At 41.6% G+C, this 16,826-nt stretch carries 11 protein-coding genes and 1 pseudogene; 8 read left to right on the forward strand and 4 right to left on the reverse strand.

The window, feature by feature from the left end; all coding sequences use genetic code 11:
* Positions 1-103: 103 nt before the first annotated feature.
* Positions 104-1,060, forward strand: coding sequence for an Rpn family recombination-promoting nuclease/putative transposase (locus LPH68_RS00915; RefSeq protein WP_151923534.1), 957 nt, complete (start codon positions 104-106; stop codon positions 1,058-1,060).
* A 125-nt stretch (positions 1,061-1,185) separates the two neighbouring features.
* Here the strand turns inward: LPH68_RS00915 and LPH68_RS00920 are convergent, their stop codons facing one another.
* Positions 1,186-1,797 (reverse strand): DsbA family protein, encoded by a 612-nt coding sequence (locus LPH68_RS00920; RefSeq protein WP_120143885.1) that lies wholly within the window; start codon positions 1,795-1,797, stop codon positions 1,186-1,188.
* Between the two features lie 337 nt (positions 1,798-2,134).
* On the opposite strand from LPH68_RS00920, the gene LPH68_RS00925 reads away from it, so the two are divergent.
* Positions 2,135-4,051 carry an Ig-like domain-containing protein gene (locus LPH68_RS00925; RefSeq protein ID WP_128859160.1) on the forward strand — a complete coding sequence of 639 codons (1,917 nt, stop codon included), beginning with the start codon at positions 2,135-2,137 and terminating at the stop codon, positions 4,049-4,051.
* Entirely contained in the window at positions 3,996-4,871 is an 876-nt protein-coding gene (locus tag LPH68_RS00930) for a DUF3108 domain-containing protein (protein ID WP_008770449.1), read from the forward strand. The genes LPH68_RS00925 and LPH68_RS00930 overlap by 56 nt, the downstream gene beginning before the upstream one ends.
* 80 nt (positions 4,872-4,951) lie before the next feature.
* Here the strand turns inward: LPH68_RS00930 and LPH68_RS00935 are convergent, their stop codons facing one another.
* The 3 genes from LPH68_RS00935 to LPH68_RS00945 form a co-directional block, all read right to left on the reverse strand.
* Complete coding sequence (locus LPH68_RS00935; protein ID WP_118407466.1) at positions 4,952-5,362, reverse strand: PaaI family thioesterase; 411 nt, start codon at positions 5,360-5,362, stop codon at positions 4,952-4,954.
* A 32-nt stretch (positions 5,363-5,394) separates the two neighbouring features.
* Positions 5,395-6,387: a FecR family protein gene (locus LPH68_RS00940; protein ID WP_087317597.1), complete on the reverse strand. Its 993-nt coding sequence runs from the start codon at positions 6,385-6,387 to the stop codon at positions 5,395-5,397.
* A 101-nt stretch (positions 6,388-6,488) separates the two neighbouring features.
* On the reverse strand, positions 6,489-7,085 hold the full coding sequence (locus LPH68_RS00945) for an RNA polymerase sigma-70 factor (protein WP_151923535.1): 597 nt from the start codon (positions 7,083-7,085) through the stop codon (positions 6,489-6,491).
* 407 nt (positions 7,086-7,492) lie between these two features.
* Here LPH68_RS00945 and LPH68_RS00950 point away from each other — a divergent pair, with 407 nt between their 5' ends.
* From LPH68_RS00950 to LPH68_RS00970, 5 genes and pseudogenes are all read left to right on the forward strand, one after another.
* Positions 7,493-9,217 carry a hypothetical protein gene (locus LPH68_RS00950; protein ID WP_151923536.1) on the forward strand — a complete coding sequence of 575 codons (1,725 nt, stop codon included), beginning with the start codon at positions 7,493-7,495 and terminating at the stop codon, positions 9,215-9,217.
* 57 nt (positions 9,218-9,274) lie between these two features.
* Positions 9,275-12,775 (forward strand): TonB-dependent receptor, encoded by a 3,501-nt coding sequence (locus LPH68_RS00955; protein ID WP_230296835.1) that lies wholly within the window; start codon positions 9,275-9,277, stop codon positions 12,773-12,775.
* Positions 12,776-12,795: 20 nt separating this feature from the next.
* Positions 12,796-14,628 (forward strand): RagB/SusD family nutrient uptake outer membrane protein, encoded by a 1,833-nt coding sequence (locus tag LPH68_RS00960; RefSeq protein WP_369798421.1) that lies wholly within the window; start codon positions 12,796-12,798, stop codon positions 14,626-14,628.
* 26 nt (positions 14,629-14,654) lie between these two features.
* A pseudogene (locus LPH68_RS00965) lies at positions 14,655-15,739 on the forward strand (family 43 glycosylhydrolase).
* Positions 15,740-15,742: 3 nt separating this feature from the next.
* A complete protein-coding gene (locus LPH68_RS00970; RefSeq protein ID WP_008649058.1) occupies positions 15,743-16,819 on the forward strand; it encodes a metallophosphoesterase in 1,077 nt (358 codons plus the stop codon).
* Positions 16,820-16,826: the final 7 nt, after the last annotated feature.

The following is a 16,826-nucleotide window of genomic DNA, read 5'->3' on the forward strand; positions in this document are numbered from 1 at the left end:
TACTTGCACAAGCAATCTTTTTTTGCTGTGTTATATAATACTTTTGACTGAAATTTATCCCTTTTACCAATATAATGCTTACCTTTGCTAAAAACGTATTCTTATGGAACAGAAAGACAAATATATTCGTTTTGACTGGGCAATCAAGCGCCTTTTACGTAATAAGGCTAACTTTGGCGTGCTTGAAGGTTTCCTCACAGTATTATTAGGTGAGGAGATTCATATTCTTGAAATTTTAGAAAGTGAAGGTAATCAGCAACGGGAAGATGATAAATTTAATCGTGTTGATATTAAAGCCCGTAATAGTAAAGATGAAATAGTTCTTGTCGAAGTTCAAAATACTCGTGAACTCTATTATCTGGAACGAATCCTGTATGGAGTAGCTAAGACTATTACCGAACATATCGATTTGGGTGAAATCTACTCTAACGTAAAGAAAGTATATTCTATCAGTATTCTTTATTTTGACATTGGACAAGGAAGTGATTACCTTTATCATGGACAGAATACATTTTTGGGTGTACACACGGGCGATCATCTGAAAGTTACTACCAAAGAACAGGGAGCTATTGTTCGTAAGTTGCCTGCTGAAATCTTTCCAGAATATTTCCTTATCCGTGTGAATGAGTTTAATAAAGTAGCTGTTACTCCTCTGGAAGAATGGATCGAATATCTGAAGACAGGGTGCATACGTCCCGATACAAAGGCACCCGGACTTGAAGAGGCTCGTAAGAAACTGGTTTATTATAATATGGATAAGGCTGAAAAGCTGGCATACGATCGCCATATAGATGCGGTAATGATACAGAATGATGTGTTGAGTACTGCTAAATTAGAAGGGCATGAAGAAGGACACCAGCTTGGACTTGAAGAAGGACGACAACGAGGACTTGAGGAAGGCATTGAAAAAGGTATTGAGCAAGGCATTGAGCGAGGTATAGAAAAAGGAATCGAAAAAGAAAAAACAATCACTGCCCGTAAGTTGAAATCTCTCAATATCTCTGTTGATACTATTATGCAGGTTACAGGATTGTCTGCTGAAGAAATAGAGAAACTCTAATTGTTTTTTGCTATTTTTTTATTTAGGAACTCCTCTTTCTATGAATATATTAAAAGAATTCTGCACTGAACAATTGTTTTTTGTCCAGTGCAGAATTTTTGGTCATTCCGCTAAATAATTCTAATTTATTCTTCAGCTTTCTTTGCGTAAACCACCAGTTTGCCTGCTCCATAACGGATCAATAATCCACGTTCGATAAAGATATTTAATTCATTGATCGCCCGTTGTTTGTCATGTCCTGTCATTCGGCAATAATCTGCACGGGTCAGGCAGGGAAATCGTTGGAGGTGTTCATTGATTAGCTTCAGACATTCTTCTTCACTGCGTCCTTTCCCGTGAGGGCGGGTGAACGATGCTCCGCGCTCCGGTCTCATTTGTTGGCCCACTTCTTTCTTGAACTGTTTGCCTGCCCTGAAATTGATATTTTTCAAGCTGATGGATTGTGCATGCACATCTTTCTTTTTCATTACGGGAGGTCCTTGTAGAGATACGGAAAAATATCCGATGTCACCCAGTTCTACAATCCATCCGTTTGCAAGCAAATCTCGCAATTCATTTTGGAAAGACTGCATGGCACCTACCAGTAGGCTACGGCTTATTCCGGTGAATTTGTGAACACGATCCAGAAATTCTTCCTGATCGATCGTTCCGTTGAAAACAACACGGGGATGAAGCGGTTGTTCTTCGCCTTTCTTCTGAATGTCGGGCGTGTCGTAAAGGTCGTAATGTATACTCATAATCAGAATTGTTTTATATCGGCACTTTTATCTATCCGATTGCCTGCGCGGATTTGTTTCATTCGTTATTCTTACTTCGTTTGACTATAGTTTCCCTTTCGTATGACTATAGTTATACGCAAGGGAGACTATAGTTGTCTTTGCGTATAACTATAGTTAAACGAAAAAAGATTAGGCAACAAAGGTAATCTCTTTAGGCAATAAAACTAATTATATTAGCAGGAAAAAAATAAAAACGTCGCAAATATTGTTTATTACCTTAAGTCACCCTTTCCTTTTTTAATAAATTAGCTAGAAAGTGTGGTATTTATTGAATAAGAACGCTTATTTTTGCAGCATGTTACAATTTGAGAATCAAAAGATAAAACAAATAGTTCGCAAGGTGCTTCCGGTAGTAACGCTGGGGGCGATGTTATATTCCTGCGCCAGTATTGGACGGCCGGACGGTGGACCATACGATGAGACGCCGCCCCGTTTCATCGGCAGCACTCCGGAGGCGGGGGCTTTGAATAATAAAAGGACTAAAGTCTCTTTGATGTTCGACGAGTTTATTAAGCTGGAGAAAGCGACCGAGAAAGTCGTTGTTTCCCCTCCCCAGATACAGCAACCGGAAATCAAGGCTTCCGGCAAGAGAATACAAGTCAACCTGCTCGACTCTCTGAAACCTAACACGACCTACACGATTGACTTCTCGGATGCAATTGTCGACAATAATGAAGGTAATCCGTTGGGTAACTTTGCATTTACGTTCTCTACCGGTACGGAAATCGATACGATGGAAGTAGCAGGTACGATGCTCGATGCCTCTAACCTGGAGCCTATTAAAGGTATGCTTGTCGGACTACATTCCAACCTGAACGATTCGGCTTTCAACAAATTGCCTTTCGACCGTGTGGCACGTACAGACAGCCGTGGACGTTTCTCCATCCGTGGTGTAGCTCCCGGCAAATATCGCATCTATGGATTGATGGATGCCGACCAGAATTTTACCTTCAACCAGAAGAGTGAGATGATCGCTTTCCATGACTCGTTGATTATCCCCCGCATGGAAGAACGCATCCGCATGGATACGGCTTGGGTGGACTCATTGACTTACGACACGGTAGTGGAAAAGAAATATATGCATTATTTGCCGGATGATGTCATTCTCCGTGCTTTTAAAGAACTCAACTATTCGCAATATCTTATCAAGTCGGAAAGACTGGTTCCTCAAAAGTTCACTTTCTATTTTGCCGGTAAGGCGGACACTTTGCCTGTCTTGAAAGGTTTGAACTTCGATGAAAAGGATGCTTTTGTCATCGAAAAGAATCAGCGGAACGATACGATCCATTATTGGGTGAAAGATTCTCTGCTCTTCAAGCAGGATACGCTGGCCATGAGTCTGACTTATCTTTATACGGATACCTTGAATCAGCTAGTGCCCCGTACGGATACGTTGAACCTTGTTTCGAAGCAGAAATATAAGAAAGAGGAGCCGGATAAGGATAAAAAGAAAAAGAAGAAAAAGAAAGGGGAAGAGGATGAACCCGAACCGACGAAATTCTTGCCGGTGAATGTCAATGCCCCTTCGTCAATGGATGTATATGGATCTATTTCTTTGAATTTTGAAGAACCGATAGCCAGTTTCGACACTGCCGCCATACATCTGCGGCAAAAAGTAGATACGCTCTGGAAAGATATACCATTCGAATTTGAGCAGGATTCAGTGAATCTGAAGAAGTTTAATCTGTATTATGACTGGGAACCGACATTGGAATATGAATTCTCGGTAGACTCGACTGCCTTCCACGGAATATACGGATTATTTACCGATAAGATAAAACAAGGATTCAAGGTGCGTAGTGAAGATGAATATTTCACGCTTCATTTCAATGTGACGGGAGCAGACTCACTGGCCTTTGTCGAATTGCTTGACGCCCAGGACAAGGTGGTCCGTAAGCGGAGAGTGGAAGAGGACGGAATGGTCGATTTCTACTTCCTGAATCCGGGAAAATATGCAGCCCGACTAATCAATGACACAAATGGAAATGGTGAATGGGACACGGGAGACTTTGCTAAAGGCATCCAGCCGGAGGCTGTTTACTACTATCCGACGATATTGGAATATAAAGCGTTGTGGGATGTGACCCAACCGTGGGATATTCATGCGACTCCTGTGGATAAGCAGAAACCGGACGAACTTAAAAAACAAAAACCAGATGAAGACAAGAAAAAGAAAGATAGGGATCGAAATAATCAGAACCGCCGTCGTTGACGCTCGACGTAACCTTATTATTGGATTGGTGGCATTACTGACGGGAATCTTCGCCCTCCCTGCCAGTGCCCAATGTGAAGCGAAGAATGATGCGTTTCAATCCGGCGAACATGTAATGTATGATTTATACTTCAACTGGAAGTTTGTCTGGGTGAAAGCCGGACTCGCCAGTCTGACAACGAATGCGACCACTTATCATTCGCAACCGGCCTACCGGATTAACCTGCTTGCTTTAGGTAGCAAACGGGCAGATTTCTTTTTCAAGATGCGCGATACGCTGACTTGTGTGATCGGTGAAAAACTGGAACCACGCTATTTCCGCAAAGGTGCCGAAGAGGGAAAACGTTACACGGTCGATGAGGCTTGGTTTTCATATAAGGATGGTCTTTGTCTCGTAAATCAGAAGCGTACTTACCGGGATGGAGCGTTTGATGAATCTGAAGCTAGCGATAGCCGTTGTATATACGATATGTTGAGTATTCTGGCGCAGGCACGTTCTTACGACCCTGCAGATTATAAGGTGGGAGACAAAATCAAGTTCCCGATGGCTACGGGCCGTAAAGTGGAAGAACAAACGCTTATCTACCGTGGAAAAGAAAATGTAAAAGCGGAGAATGGAGTTACTTACCGTTGTCTGATCTTCTCATTGGTAGAATATGATAAGAAAGGAAAAGAAAAGGAGGTGATTACTTTCTTCGTAACGGACGACTTGAACCATCTTCCTGTCCGCCTGGATTTATTCCTGAACTTCGGTTCGGCAAAAGCATTCCTGAATAATGTGACGGGTAACCGGCATCCGCTGACTTCTATCGTTAAATAGATATATAGAAAAAACGAAGGTATATCAGAAGTAAATTGACCTGCCAACCTGTTAAGAGTGTTGATATACCTTCCTGTTTTTTATTCCTGAACTTCGAAAGGCACTTTCTGATCCTTTCGGAACACGCTGGATTCAAAAGTTGCAATCAGCTCTCCGTCTTGGTTTGTTATATCTACCTGATAGCAACCTGTGCTTCGGCCGATATAGCGTTCGCGTGCTTCGGCAAAGAGAGTATCTCCGGGTCCGCTAGCACGTAGAAAAGTAATAGTGGACGAGAGAGAGAAAGCTAGTGTGCCGTGCGAGTTGGCTGCTGCGGCAAGTGCAAGGTCTGCCAGCGTAAAGATCGCTCCTCCTTGTGTGCGGGCACCTGCATTAAGATGTTCGGCTTTTATTTCTAATTTGGCTTTACTGTAACCTTTGCGTGCTTCCAGCAGTACTACGCCTGCATTTTCGGCAAACAGATCGTTCTTAAAAAACTCTTGTGCGGTCATGATATTATTTTTGAAGATTCTTTAATCGTTTCTTATTTTTTCAATGAATAGATATATACCTTATCTTTTTCAATTGAGTAGCTAAATTTATTTGTTTCAGACATAATATCCAATATTTTCTCCAAGTTATTTGTTTCTATAATAAAACTTCCATGGAAAATCAAATTCTTGAGCTGCTCTGACTCAAATGCGAATGTCACATCAAATTGGCGCTCCAATTCTTTAGAAATGATCGACATAGGAATTTCATCCCAGAATACTTTGCAGTTGATCCACTGTTCAGCATAGTCAGCACTCTCGGTCAGCTTATAAGTTTGGTCAAGCTTATTAACTGTCATCGTTTGATTAGGCTTCATTATAAACTCTTGGTTGATGCACGATAAGGCAATGGAACCTTCTAGGAGTGATACCTTTATATAATTCTCATCACCATAATTTTTTACGTTAAACTTAGTACCCAGTACCTTGATCTGTGCAGAGTCTGTTTGTACAACAAATGGATGCTCTCCATGCGCTACCTCAAAATACCCTTCGCCTTCCAGTTGGACATTGCGATTCTTCCGACTAAAACTCTCGGAGTAAGAAAGCTTGGAATCTGCGTTTAACCACACTATAGAACCGTCAGGAAGCTTCATTTTTAATTTCGATTTTCTTGGAGCGTATACTTCGGAAATCAAAGAATCATCAGGTGTTGTAAAATTATAAATTATAAAAGGAGTGGTAAACAGTAATATAATGATTGCCGCTGCGTAACCTGCATACTTCACAAATAAGGCTCTTCTTACCTTTCCTGCCGGAGCACTCTTATGTTTACGGATTCGTTCCGCAAACCTGCTATAGGCACGTTCTTCGTGTACAGATGCATTTTCATACTCGGCAGACAGAAGCCAGATTCGTTTCTGCTGTTCAAAATATTCCTGATTCTCCGGATCGGAGTATACCCATTCGTTCAACTTATGCAAGTCCTCTTTGGTGATACTTCCCGAGAGGAAATCATATATCAGTCTGTCAAATTCTTCTTTCATACCATCTTAAACTTAATATCTATTGAAAATTACCTACCTGCGCTATCATCAGGACAGTCTGTCAATAGAAGAAGTATAGTGAATAACTCTGCTTTTTAATATTAATTAAATATATTCGTAATAAACATTACAATTAGGGCAAGATAAGATTTTGCTGCTTCTTTCAGCTTATCCAGTGCACTTCGCATGTGATATTTCACTGTATGAATAGTGATTCCCATGATTTCGGCAATTTCTTCTTGTCTTTTGTTCTCAAAACGACTCAATAAAAATACCTTCCGGGTTTCCGGAGATAAGCCGTCAATCGTCTTCTGGATAATAGAATGTAGCTCTTTACCCTCTAAATGCTCAACCGGATTTTCGCCCAAGGACCATAAATCGCTGTAAATGACCAGGTCTTCTGACGAGCAGGCCGTTTCCCTTCTCACATATTCAAGCTGAAGATAATTGATACACTTATTGGCTACACTTCTGAAAAGGTAGTTCTTCAATGAGGTGTTAATTGTTATTTTAGAGCGGTTTTCCCATAGGCTATACACCAAATCTTCTACTATAGATTCTGATAGATAAGAGTCTGTCAAATACCCTTTCGCTATCCGGCAAAGATCTGTATAGTAAGTTCTATAGATGTATCGGAATGCCTCCTCTTTACCCGATTTCAGGGCCTCGATAATCTCTGTTTCCAGGTTCTTTTCCATTATGTCTTTCAGAAATCGTATATTTGATTTATTAGTTAATATATTAAGGTGAATACTCACAGGTTTTGTTTCTCCGATGGATAATTCGGGGGCAAGGTATTGAAAAAATGTAAGATGACCAAACTCACCAATAAAAAGATGAGTTGAAAGGCTTTACGAAAAAAGAATCATTTCTCACTATACTTTTTATTAATCTGGCTGTCATATTAATGAATAGGCCAATAAAGCATATATTAACCTGAATCTCTATGAATGGTAAAAAGAAGAATTGTAAAAGAGCATAGCGCGACACTCTTTTTTTAAGTTATAAGGTATACAAACAGCTGTTTTAGTTTAAATCATACAGGATAAAGATTGTTTTCAGGGATGACAGAAAGATAAGCTATTTCTTATTTAAATAATATTGTATGAAAAAACTACATTTTCTATTAAGCACATTCCTTGTGTTTATATTCACGTCATGCGGAGAAGATGAACTGAAAGGTGTTGTCTTATCCGAAGATCCGGGGTACGTAAAAGAACCATTGGTAGCCATACAGGCAGAAGATGGCACAGGGAACTGGATAAATGGTCTTATTGACCAGAACAGTAGGGTCATAGCCTTAGATTTTCGCATTTTGGACGACCAAAGTGCGGTGAATGTGAAACTCAAACTGGCGGATGAATGGGCAAAGCCCATTGATCCGCTCACTACTGATGCTGTACTGGACTTGAGCAGCGGTATCACCCGTATTAAAGTGAATGATGGAGCAGATGATATCGAATATACCATTTTCAGCACTTCTACTCAGCTACTTCGAGGCGTAACGGCTACTTGTAACACAGAGCAGGTTAGTGCTAACTTTATTAATGGCATCGCTTCGTTACGTTTCAAACAAAACACTGTATTTGCAAACGTAGTGTTGATGCCGACTTTGGCAGATAACGCAGAAATCATCTCTACGGATCCCTCCAGTCAAAAAGATGAAAATGGGAACCTGATTGTTGACCTAAATAGCACACTTACTATTACTGTAAAAGACAATACGAACAACATGACTAAAAAATATCAGTTGAGTGCTGTAAATGGAATTATTGACGCAGGGGTAAACTGGAAAAATATTACTGCTGATCTAAAAAGCCAACACAGTAGTATTTGTATTCCTGATTTCATGATTGTCTATGAAAATAAAAACTTGCATGGAAGGAGCGGTAATACGGGATGGTTGATAACTATTCCTGCCGGTAGAATAAATATGAAGGTTAGCTGGGATATGAATAAAGACAATGTAACATGGGCTGAACCCACTGCTCAACATCGTACAACAGCTATCATGAATGATAATATGGATTATTCATTGTTTGTTCCGGGATTGTCCGGGCAATTCTGGGTACCGATATTTTATAGCCTCGGGTGGAATGATAGTGGGCTGCTATCCGCACCGCGTCTCGGATATAACCTATCTACTTCTTTGAAGTATTGTCCGGGAACTCTGGGAATTACAGCTGATGGAAAAGCGGAGATTTCGTATGCAGAAGTGATAGATAATAACTTGTATAAGTTTACCAGCGGCGGAGCCGGCAAACAAGCTGCCAATGGGGTACAGTGGTCTCCAACCAGTGCTATCAGTGGATATTCCTATCCGTTGCAAAAAGGGCAGATCATGATTGCCGGAGAAAATGCAGAACTTTACAAGGCATTTGCCACTAATGAAGGAAGAAATACTTCGACCCGTAACAGAGGAATGGATGGAGCATTGTCAGGAAGTAATTCATGGGCTGCTAATCCGGTAAGCATTTGGACTTTTGATGGCAAGCCTGTAGGACGCCGGGCTGTCGGTATCACGGAAGAAGGAGACTTGGTCATTTTTGTAAGTAATCGTTTTACGAATTCTTATAACTCGGTAAAAGCAGCTTGGAATGTCTTTAGTGATGGTTCCTCTTTACGAGAAGTAGCGGTGGCGTTACAGGAAGTGGGTTGTACGGATGCCATTGTGTTTGGTGAGAACTACCATAGTCCTGTTGTCATTCGGGATGATAATAGAGGGATACCTTTAGGGAAAGTTGCCGGCAGATACGATTGGGAAACGAACGGCAATGTGAAAAATGCGGATAATGAAGCTAGTTCGCAATCCTGGATAATGTTTAAATAAGAACATTGTAAGACAATGAGTTAGTAACAAAAGATATACATATAAAAACTTAAATCAATGAGTAAAATCATCAAATGCATGTTCTTCGTGCTATTAGCCGCAGTTCTTCCACTGTCGGTTCACGCACAGCAGGTGACCTTACATTTGCAGGACGTAACGGTGCGCAAAGCGTTCCGGGAGTTGGAGGTCAAAGGAAATGTATCCTTAGTATATGAGAAAAATGATGTGGACCTGACCCGTAAAGTAACCGTGAAGGTAGATAATCAACCAATAAGCAAGGCACTGGATCAGATTCTGAAAGGGCAGGAATTAATTTATAAAATAAAAGATAATCATATTATCATCACCCGGCCTGTCGTTCAGAAATCAGATAAGAAACGGCGTATCAATGGTATCGTCAGTGATGTCAATGATGAATTGTTAATTGGAGTATCGGTATCAATTCCCGGTACTAATATTGGCACGGTGAGTAATATGGAAGGGAAATTTGAACTGGAAATACCGAAGGACGCTAAGAAATTGCAAGTGTCTTATATCGGTTTTGACACGCAGGAAATTTCATTGTCGCCTGGCAAGACGACATTCAACATTGTAATGGGAGAGAATGTGAAAATGCTTTCAGAAGTAGTAGTGGTTGGTTATGGCACACAAAAGAAGGTGAACCTGACCGGTTCGGTTGCTACGGTAAATTTGGAAAAGGAATCACTTTCCCGTCCTTTGGTCAGTGCTTCGCAGGCGTTGAGCGGTATGACAGCCGGTTTACAGGTGATGCAAAGCTCCGGGACTCCATATAATGAAGGCTTTTCTTTCAATATTCGGGGAGTAGGTACCCTGAACAGTTCTTCACCACTCGTGTTGGTGGATGGGATGGAGCAAAGTCTGAATAATGTAGATCCCAACGATATTGCTTCTATTTCCATCCTGAAAGATGCGGCCTCGTGTGCTATTTATGGTAACCGAGGGGCAAATGGGGTTATTCTGGTTACTACCAAAACCGGACAAACAGGAAAGGTCAGCGTGTCCTACAATGCTACTTTTTCACTGAATCAACCTACCAAACTGATAAAAACGGTATCTAACTACGCCAAGTATATGGAATTGATGAACGAAGCTGCTACTAATATAGGAGAATCTGCTCCTTTCAGCGACATTACCATCAATCAATGGCGTGAGGCGGAAAAAGATCCGAATGGCATTTCGGCTTCCGGCTATCCTAATTATGTAGCTTATCCTAATACAGATTGGTACGATGAGATATATAGTAACGACTGGATGATGAAACATTCGCTTTCCGTCACTGGACAGGAGGGACGTACCGGATATAATCTTTCTATATCTTATACTGACAATCCGGGATTAATCAAGGATACCGGATACCAACGCTATTTTCTGCGTGCCAATGTTTATTCGGATATTACTAAGTGGTTACGTATTGGTACTCGCGTATGGGGGTATCACACTGACCAGAAGAAAAGCGATACCGGTTCACTCACCAATATTAATACTCAAAAGATGATACCGGGCGTATATCCATATTATGACGGAAAATATGGTGCGCCGGAAGCGAACGAGGAAGATCCGCAATCTCACAATCCTCTGTGGGACATGGCGCAATCGGAAGGGCATATCAAGAACACGCAGTTCTTCACTACTTTCTATGCCAACGTGAAGTTTCTGAAACACTTCTCATACGATGTTAATCTGAACTATAAGGATTATCGTTATGAATCGATGTCCGTAAATACGGATTATGGGAAATATAGTTTTAGTACAGATCAGTGGATAGCTGCCCCCAAAGATCCTGCCGATTTGTATACCCGTATGGCGTATGTCCGTGAGAACCACTGGAAATTAACGCACTTGCTCAATTATAACCAGACTTTTTATAAGCATGATATTGGTATGTTATTGGGCTTTGAAGAAGAACGTTTTGTCAAACGGACTACCGACACTGCCAAACTTGGATTAATAGATTCGTCTGTGGGTGATCCAAGTTCTGCTACTACTCCTTCTTCCATAGGTGGTACAGGTGAGGAATTTACATCCCGTTCTTACTTCGGTCGTATTAACTATGCTTTCGACAGCCGTTATTTATTCGAGGTTAATATGCGTTATGACGGTTCCTCCCGTTTTGCTCCGGATAATCGCTGGGGGCTTTTTCCATCTTTCTCTGCCGGGTGGAGAATCAGTGAAGAGAGATTAATGAAAGGACTTCCTATCGACAATCTGAAATTACGTGCTTCGTGGGGTAAGTTAGGGAACAATGCGATTGGTAACTACGAATGGCAGGCTGTATACAACTCGGCAAAGTACGCGTTTGGAGGTAGCCTTAATAATGGTTTGGCAATTACTTCTATTTCCAACAACCTGTTGGAGTGGGAAAGTACTGCCATTACGAATATTGGTATCGACTTTGCAACTTTAAGAAACCGTCTGACGTTTGAGGCTGAATTTTATAATAAAGTAACGGATGGAATCTTATATCGCCCTGATATGTATATGTCTCTCGGGACAGCCAGTGGCCCTCGTCAGAACATTGCGGAAGTGACTAACCGCGGTATTGAAATGACCCTGAATTGGCAAGACCGTATCGGTAAAGTAGAATATCGTGTATCCGGTAACTTTGCCTATAACCAGAACAAGGTCAGTAAATACAAAGGAGAGTTGCAGCGTGGCTGGGTGACAGATGAAAACGGGAACCGTATTTATCAAACCAATATCGGTGATGTCTCTACCGGAGGATCTACCCGTGTAATAGAAGGTAAAATGATTAATGAATACTATATGTTGCAACCATATAAAGGTAATGGAAACGGCTTTAACGCAGATGGAACAGTCAATATCAACGGTGGTCCGAGAGACGGAATGATCCGCACAGTAGACGACATGAAATGGCTGAATGCCATGGTAGGGGCAGGGTATAAGTTTTATCCGCGTCAGAACGTCAGTAAGAGTGGCATTTGGTATGGTGATTACATCTATGCAGACTTAAATGGCGACGGTGTATATGGTAATGACGCTGATAATGAGTTTCAGGGATGTTCCAATGTGCCCAAGTATAACTTCGGTCTGCAGGCAAGCGCTAATTGGAAAGGCTTCGATTTCTCCATGAACTGGTCCGGTGCGGCAGGTTTCAAGATTTACTACTATCGTTTGGCATTGAACAGCAGTGCTACCATCAAAGGATATGCTATCGGGGAAGCAATAGCAAACGATCACTATTTCTTTGATCCCAAAAATCCCAATGATCCGCGCACGAACTTGAGTTCAAAGAATCCTCGTTTGACAAATAACTCCGGTAACGACCAAAGTGGTATGACACAGTCATCAGTACATTTGCAAAAAGGGGATTATATTAAACTGAAGAACCTGACTATCGGATATACATTGCCTGCTGTCCTGTCGAAAAAAGTATATGCACAGAATATCCGTTTCTTTGCTTCCGGTGAAAATTTATTTACCATTACCGGGTATGAAGGAATGGACCCGGAAATGCGTACCGCAGTGGGATATTCTACTATGAGACAATATGCATTCGGTGTAAATATCACTTTCTAAACTTACTCTAAAACGATTTTATGATGAAAAACAAAATAAAAATATTTCGGAAATTAGTAAGATGTGCATCTATTGCCTTGCTGTCTTTCTCTATGGCTGGATGCGGTGCGGACTTTTTAGATACTACTCCTACCAATAACATAAGCGGTAGTAGTATCTGGACGAAAGCAACTTTGGCCGAACAGGCTGTTATCGGCGTATATAATGTCTTTCTGGATCAATATTGTCCTAACTCCGGCATTTTGGATTCGCACCGGATTCCATGGGATGCTTATTCTTCTGTGATGGATACAGACAAGAACTGGATTAAGCGAATGCCTAATTGTACAGGAGCAGCTACTCCCTCAAGTGGCCTGTTCAGTGATATTTATAAACGTTTTTATACTTTTATCTATCGTGCTAATGATGTGATAGATAATATTGGTCAGGTTCCTGATATGTCGACCGGAGAGAAGCAACGGGCTATCGCCGAATGTAAATTCTTGCGTGCATTTGCTTATATGCGCTTGAATATCTTGTATAAAGGAGTGCCGTTATATATGAATGCAATCACGAGTCCTGAAAACGGTAACAAAGCCCGTTCTTCAGAAGCGGATGTTTGGGCGGCTATACTCCAGGATCTGACAGATTGTGTGAATGAACCCAATCTACCGGGTAAATATAATTCGGGTGACTCTAACTATGGACGGGTAACCAAAGGAGCTGCTTATGCATTACGCGGACAAGTATATATGTGGCAGAAGAATTGGGAGGCGGCGGTTGATGATTTTAATTCTGTGGCTGACTGTGGCTTCGGGTTATATACTAAGGCCGGTGCTACCAGTTATAAGCAGTTGTTGAAAATAGCAAATGAACAATGTGAAGAAATGATATTCTCTGTGCAATGCATCAAGCAATATGGCTACTCCAATACAAGGAACATCACTTACGGCAACCGTTGTACAGCAGGTTCTATGTGGAATAACTATTTGCCTAATCCGCATTTTGTAGAATCTTTTGAGACGGCGACCGGAGAAAAGTTTAATTGGGATAACTACTTGCCGGGCTATAGTGCGATGAAAGAAAAAGAACGTGTGGTGTTTTTTCTACGCGATGGACTGTCTGCGGCGGAAAAGGAACGTATGGCTGCCTATGGGGCCGATATGAGCAAATATCTGGATAGTGGCAATGAAGCACGTATCAAAAAAGCTTACGAGAGCCGTGATCCACGTCTGCAAATGGCTGTCATTACCCCTTACGCACAATACAATGGTGCTTCTTCTGGAATAGCTCATACTTATACATTGCGTTGGCCTTATCGTGGCTCGGACAGTGCAGAGCCTTTTGATATCCGTACTGATACAAACGATAAGTTTTACTATCTATGGAGAAAGTTTGTACCTGAAGGTCTGGAACAGACAGAACGTGATACTTATGGATTGGATATTCCATTAATACGCTATGCGGAAGTATTGCTCCTGAAAGCAGAAGCGCTAAATGAATGGGGAAGTACCCATGAAAGCGAAGCAATCAGATGTGTTAATGAAGTAAGACGTCGTGCAGGGCATGTCGAATTGAATAATGCAACTTATCCTGCTACGAAAGTTAACGGGCAGAGTGATTTGCGTGAACGTATCCGGAATGAGTATTACTGGGAAATCGGTGGCGAAGATTCCATGTATTTCCATGAATTGCGTTGGGGAACGTGGAAAGATAAGAAGTTTGATAATAATCGTAACGGTCTGATGCAGATGTGGGGTGAAACGACTTATACCTGGTACTGGTTGGGAGATCAGTGCTGGAGCTGGCCTATTCCTGCTAAAGAAATGGAAATGAACTCGAATTTGGAACAGAATGAAGGTTGGATAAATTAATCTTAGTTTTAACTAATAAAGTATATATGAAAAAATTATCTTTTTTAATTGCAACAGCATTGTGTATCATGGCATGTTCCGGTGGCTCTGACGAACAACCGGATGGGCCGGGTAACGGTAATGGAAATGGGGGTGGGGGGAGTACACCTAACCCTGTTTCATTCTCCAATCCTATAGTCGGCAAACAGTTGCCTGATCCGACAATAATTCATGCGGCAGACGGGAACTTTTATTTGTATGTTACCCAACAGGATAATATCTATATTCCGATTTACAAATCTACTAATATGACACAGTGGACTTATGCTGGGGCAGCCTTTCTGCAAAAACCGAACTGGCAGCCGGACACTCGCTTATGGGCTCCGGACATTAACTATATCAATGGCAAATATGTGCTCTATTATACTCTCGGGCACTGGGACTTGCCTAAGAATAGTTGTATCGGGGTGGCGGTCAGCGACTCTCCTGTAGGGCCTTTTACGGATCACGGAAAACTTCTTGACTACAATTCTGGTACTATGCAGTGCATCGACCCTTGTTATTTTGAAGATAATGGTAAGAAGTATCTTTTCTGGGGAAGTTATAATAGTACTTCTAAAGGCTATGAAGGAGGTATCCGTTATGTAGAGTTAAGTGCTGACGGTCTATCCATTAAAGGGGCTGTTTCCGAAAAGATAGCGGGTCCTTCAATAGAAGGCATCATGGTTCATAAACGCGGGAATTATTATTATCTATTTGGCTCTACGGGTAGTTGTTGTGAAGAGGAAAGAAGTACGTACCGTGTAGTGTGGGGCGTTCTAAAAATATCGAAGGTCCTTATGTGGGTAAAAACGGTACTGTGATGAAAGAAAATAGTAGTTATAATGAAGTAATTCTACAGGGTAATAACCTGTTTGCCGGAACCGGACACAATTCCGAAATTATCACGGATGACGAGGGTAACGACTGGTTCTTCTATCATGCTTGGCAGAAAGCGAAAATAGATAATGGTCGTCAATTGATGTGTGACCGCATACAATGGAGCAGTGATGGCTGGCCTTATATTACTAATGGCACACCGGCATCCGTATCTCGTGCACCTGTATTTAAAAACGAAGAAGAAAAAGAGTAACTTATGAAACTATTCAACTATTTATTGGCCGGGATATTGTGTGCTTCTGCTACTTGTCTCCCGGCGCAGCATCGGGCTGATCCCCAGAAATTGGTCAATCCGGAATCCTTTTCTATGATTTTGCTCGGTGATCCACAGGGATATACCAAGTATGATATTAACCAGCCGCTTTTTGATCTTTGTACCGCATGGATTGCGGACAATATAGAGTCGCTTAAAATTAAAGCTGTCCTTTGTACAGGCGATTTGGTGGAGCAGAATGATAATAATGTATTAAACCGTAAGATGCTGAACCAGACCAGTCGTGAAATGTGGGAGGCAGCATCGCAGGCTTTGAAAAGACTGGATAACAAAGTACCTTATATTATTGCCGCAGGCAATCATGATTATGGATACAAAGCCGCAGAAAACGGTCGTACTTATTTTCCCGATTATATTCCTTTTGAACGTAATTCTACCTGGCGGAATATCTGTGTCAGTGAATTTCCTAATCGTGAAGGCAGGGCGTCTTTAGAGAATTCGGCTTTTGAGTTTGATGAGCCGGGATGGGGAAAGATTTTGGTTATAGCAGTAGAGTTTGTGCCTCGTGATGAAGTGCTGCAATGGGCGAAAAATTTGGTAAACAAGCCGGAATACAAGAATCATAAGGTGATTTTTATCACTCATTCTTATCTTGATATAGGTAATAAGCGCGTTACGAAAGATGGGTATAAGATTTCTCCACAAAACTCGGGGCAGGCTATTTGGGAGAAACTTATTTATCCTTCTTCCAATATCCGTCTCGTACTTTGCGGACATGTGGGAAGAGGCACCGGTGAATATGAGAATAATGTGGCTTATCGGGTGGATAAGAACAGTGCCGGGAAAGATGTATCACAAATGACGTTTAATGTACAATATGTAGGAGGCGGTCCGGAAGGGAACGGAGGGGATGGTTGGCTTCGCATTCTGGAATTTATGCCGGATGGTAAAACGATCAAAGTACGTACTTATTCTCCCTTGTTTGGGATTTCAAAATTGACCAGGCATCTGGCACATCGTACGGCACCTTACGATCAGTTTGATATTATATTGGAATAACTTGACC

Origin of the sequence: Bacteroides sp. 1_1_30 (assembly GCF_020982715.1) — a bacterium.
Lineage (GTDB): Bacteria > Bacteroidota > Bacteroidia > Bacteroidales > Bacteroidaceae > Bacteroides > Bacteroides xylanisolvens.

Coding starts and splice junctions, on each gene's coding strand:
- LPH68_RS00915 (WP_151923534.1), top strand. CDS start 104: ATGGAACAGAAAGACAAATATATTCGTTTTGACTGGGCAATCAAGCGC.
- LPH68_RS00920 (WP_120143885.1), bottom strand. CDS start 1,797: ATGAGTATACATTACGACCTTTACGACACGCCCGACATTCAGAAGAAA.
- LPH68_RS00925 (WP_128859160.1), top strand. CDS start 2,135: ATGTTACAATTTGAGAATCAAAAGATAAAACAAATAGTTCGCAAGGTG.
- LPH68_RS00930 (WP_008770449.1), top strand. CDS start 3,996: ATGAAGACAAGAAAAAGAAAGATAGGGATCGAAATAATCAGAACCGCC.
- LPH68_RS00935 (WP_118407466.1), bottom strand. CDS start 5,362: ATGACCGCACAAGAGTTTTTTAAGAACGATCTGTTTGCCGAAAATGCA.
- LPH68_RS00940 (WP_087317597.1), bottom strand. CDS start 6,387: ATGAAAGAAGAATTTGACAGACTGATATATGATTTCCTCTCGGGAAGT.
- LPH68_RS00945 (WP_151923535.1), bottom strand. CDS start 7,085: ATGGAAAAGAACCTGGAAACAGAGATTATCGAGGCCCTGAAATCGGGT.
- LPH68_RS00950 (WP_151923536.1), top strand. CDS start 7,493: ATGAAAAAACTACATTTTCTATTAAGCACATTCCTTGTGTTTATATTC.
- LPH68_RS00955 (WP_230296835.1), top strand. CDS start 9,275: ATGAGTAAAATCATCAAATGCATGTTCTTCGTGCTATTAGCCGCAGTT.
- LPH68_RS00960 (WP_369798421.1), top strand. CDS start 12,796: ATGATGAAAAACAAAATAAAAATATTTCGGAAATTAGTAAGATGTGCA.
- LPH68_RS00970 (WP_008649058.1), top strand. CDS start 15,743: ATGAAACTATTCAACTATTTATTGGCCGGGATATTGTGTGCTTCTGCT.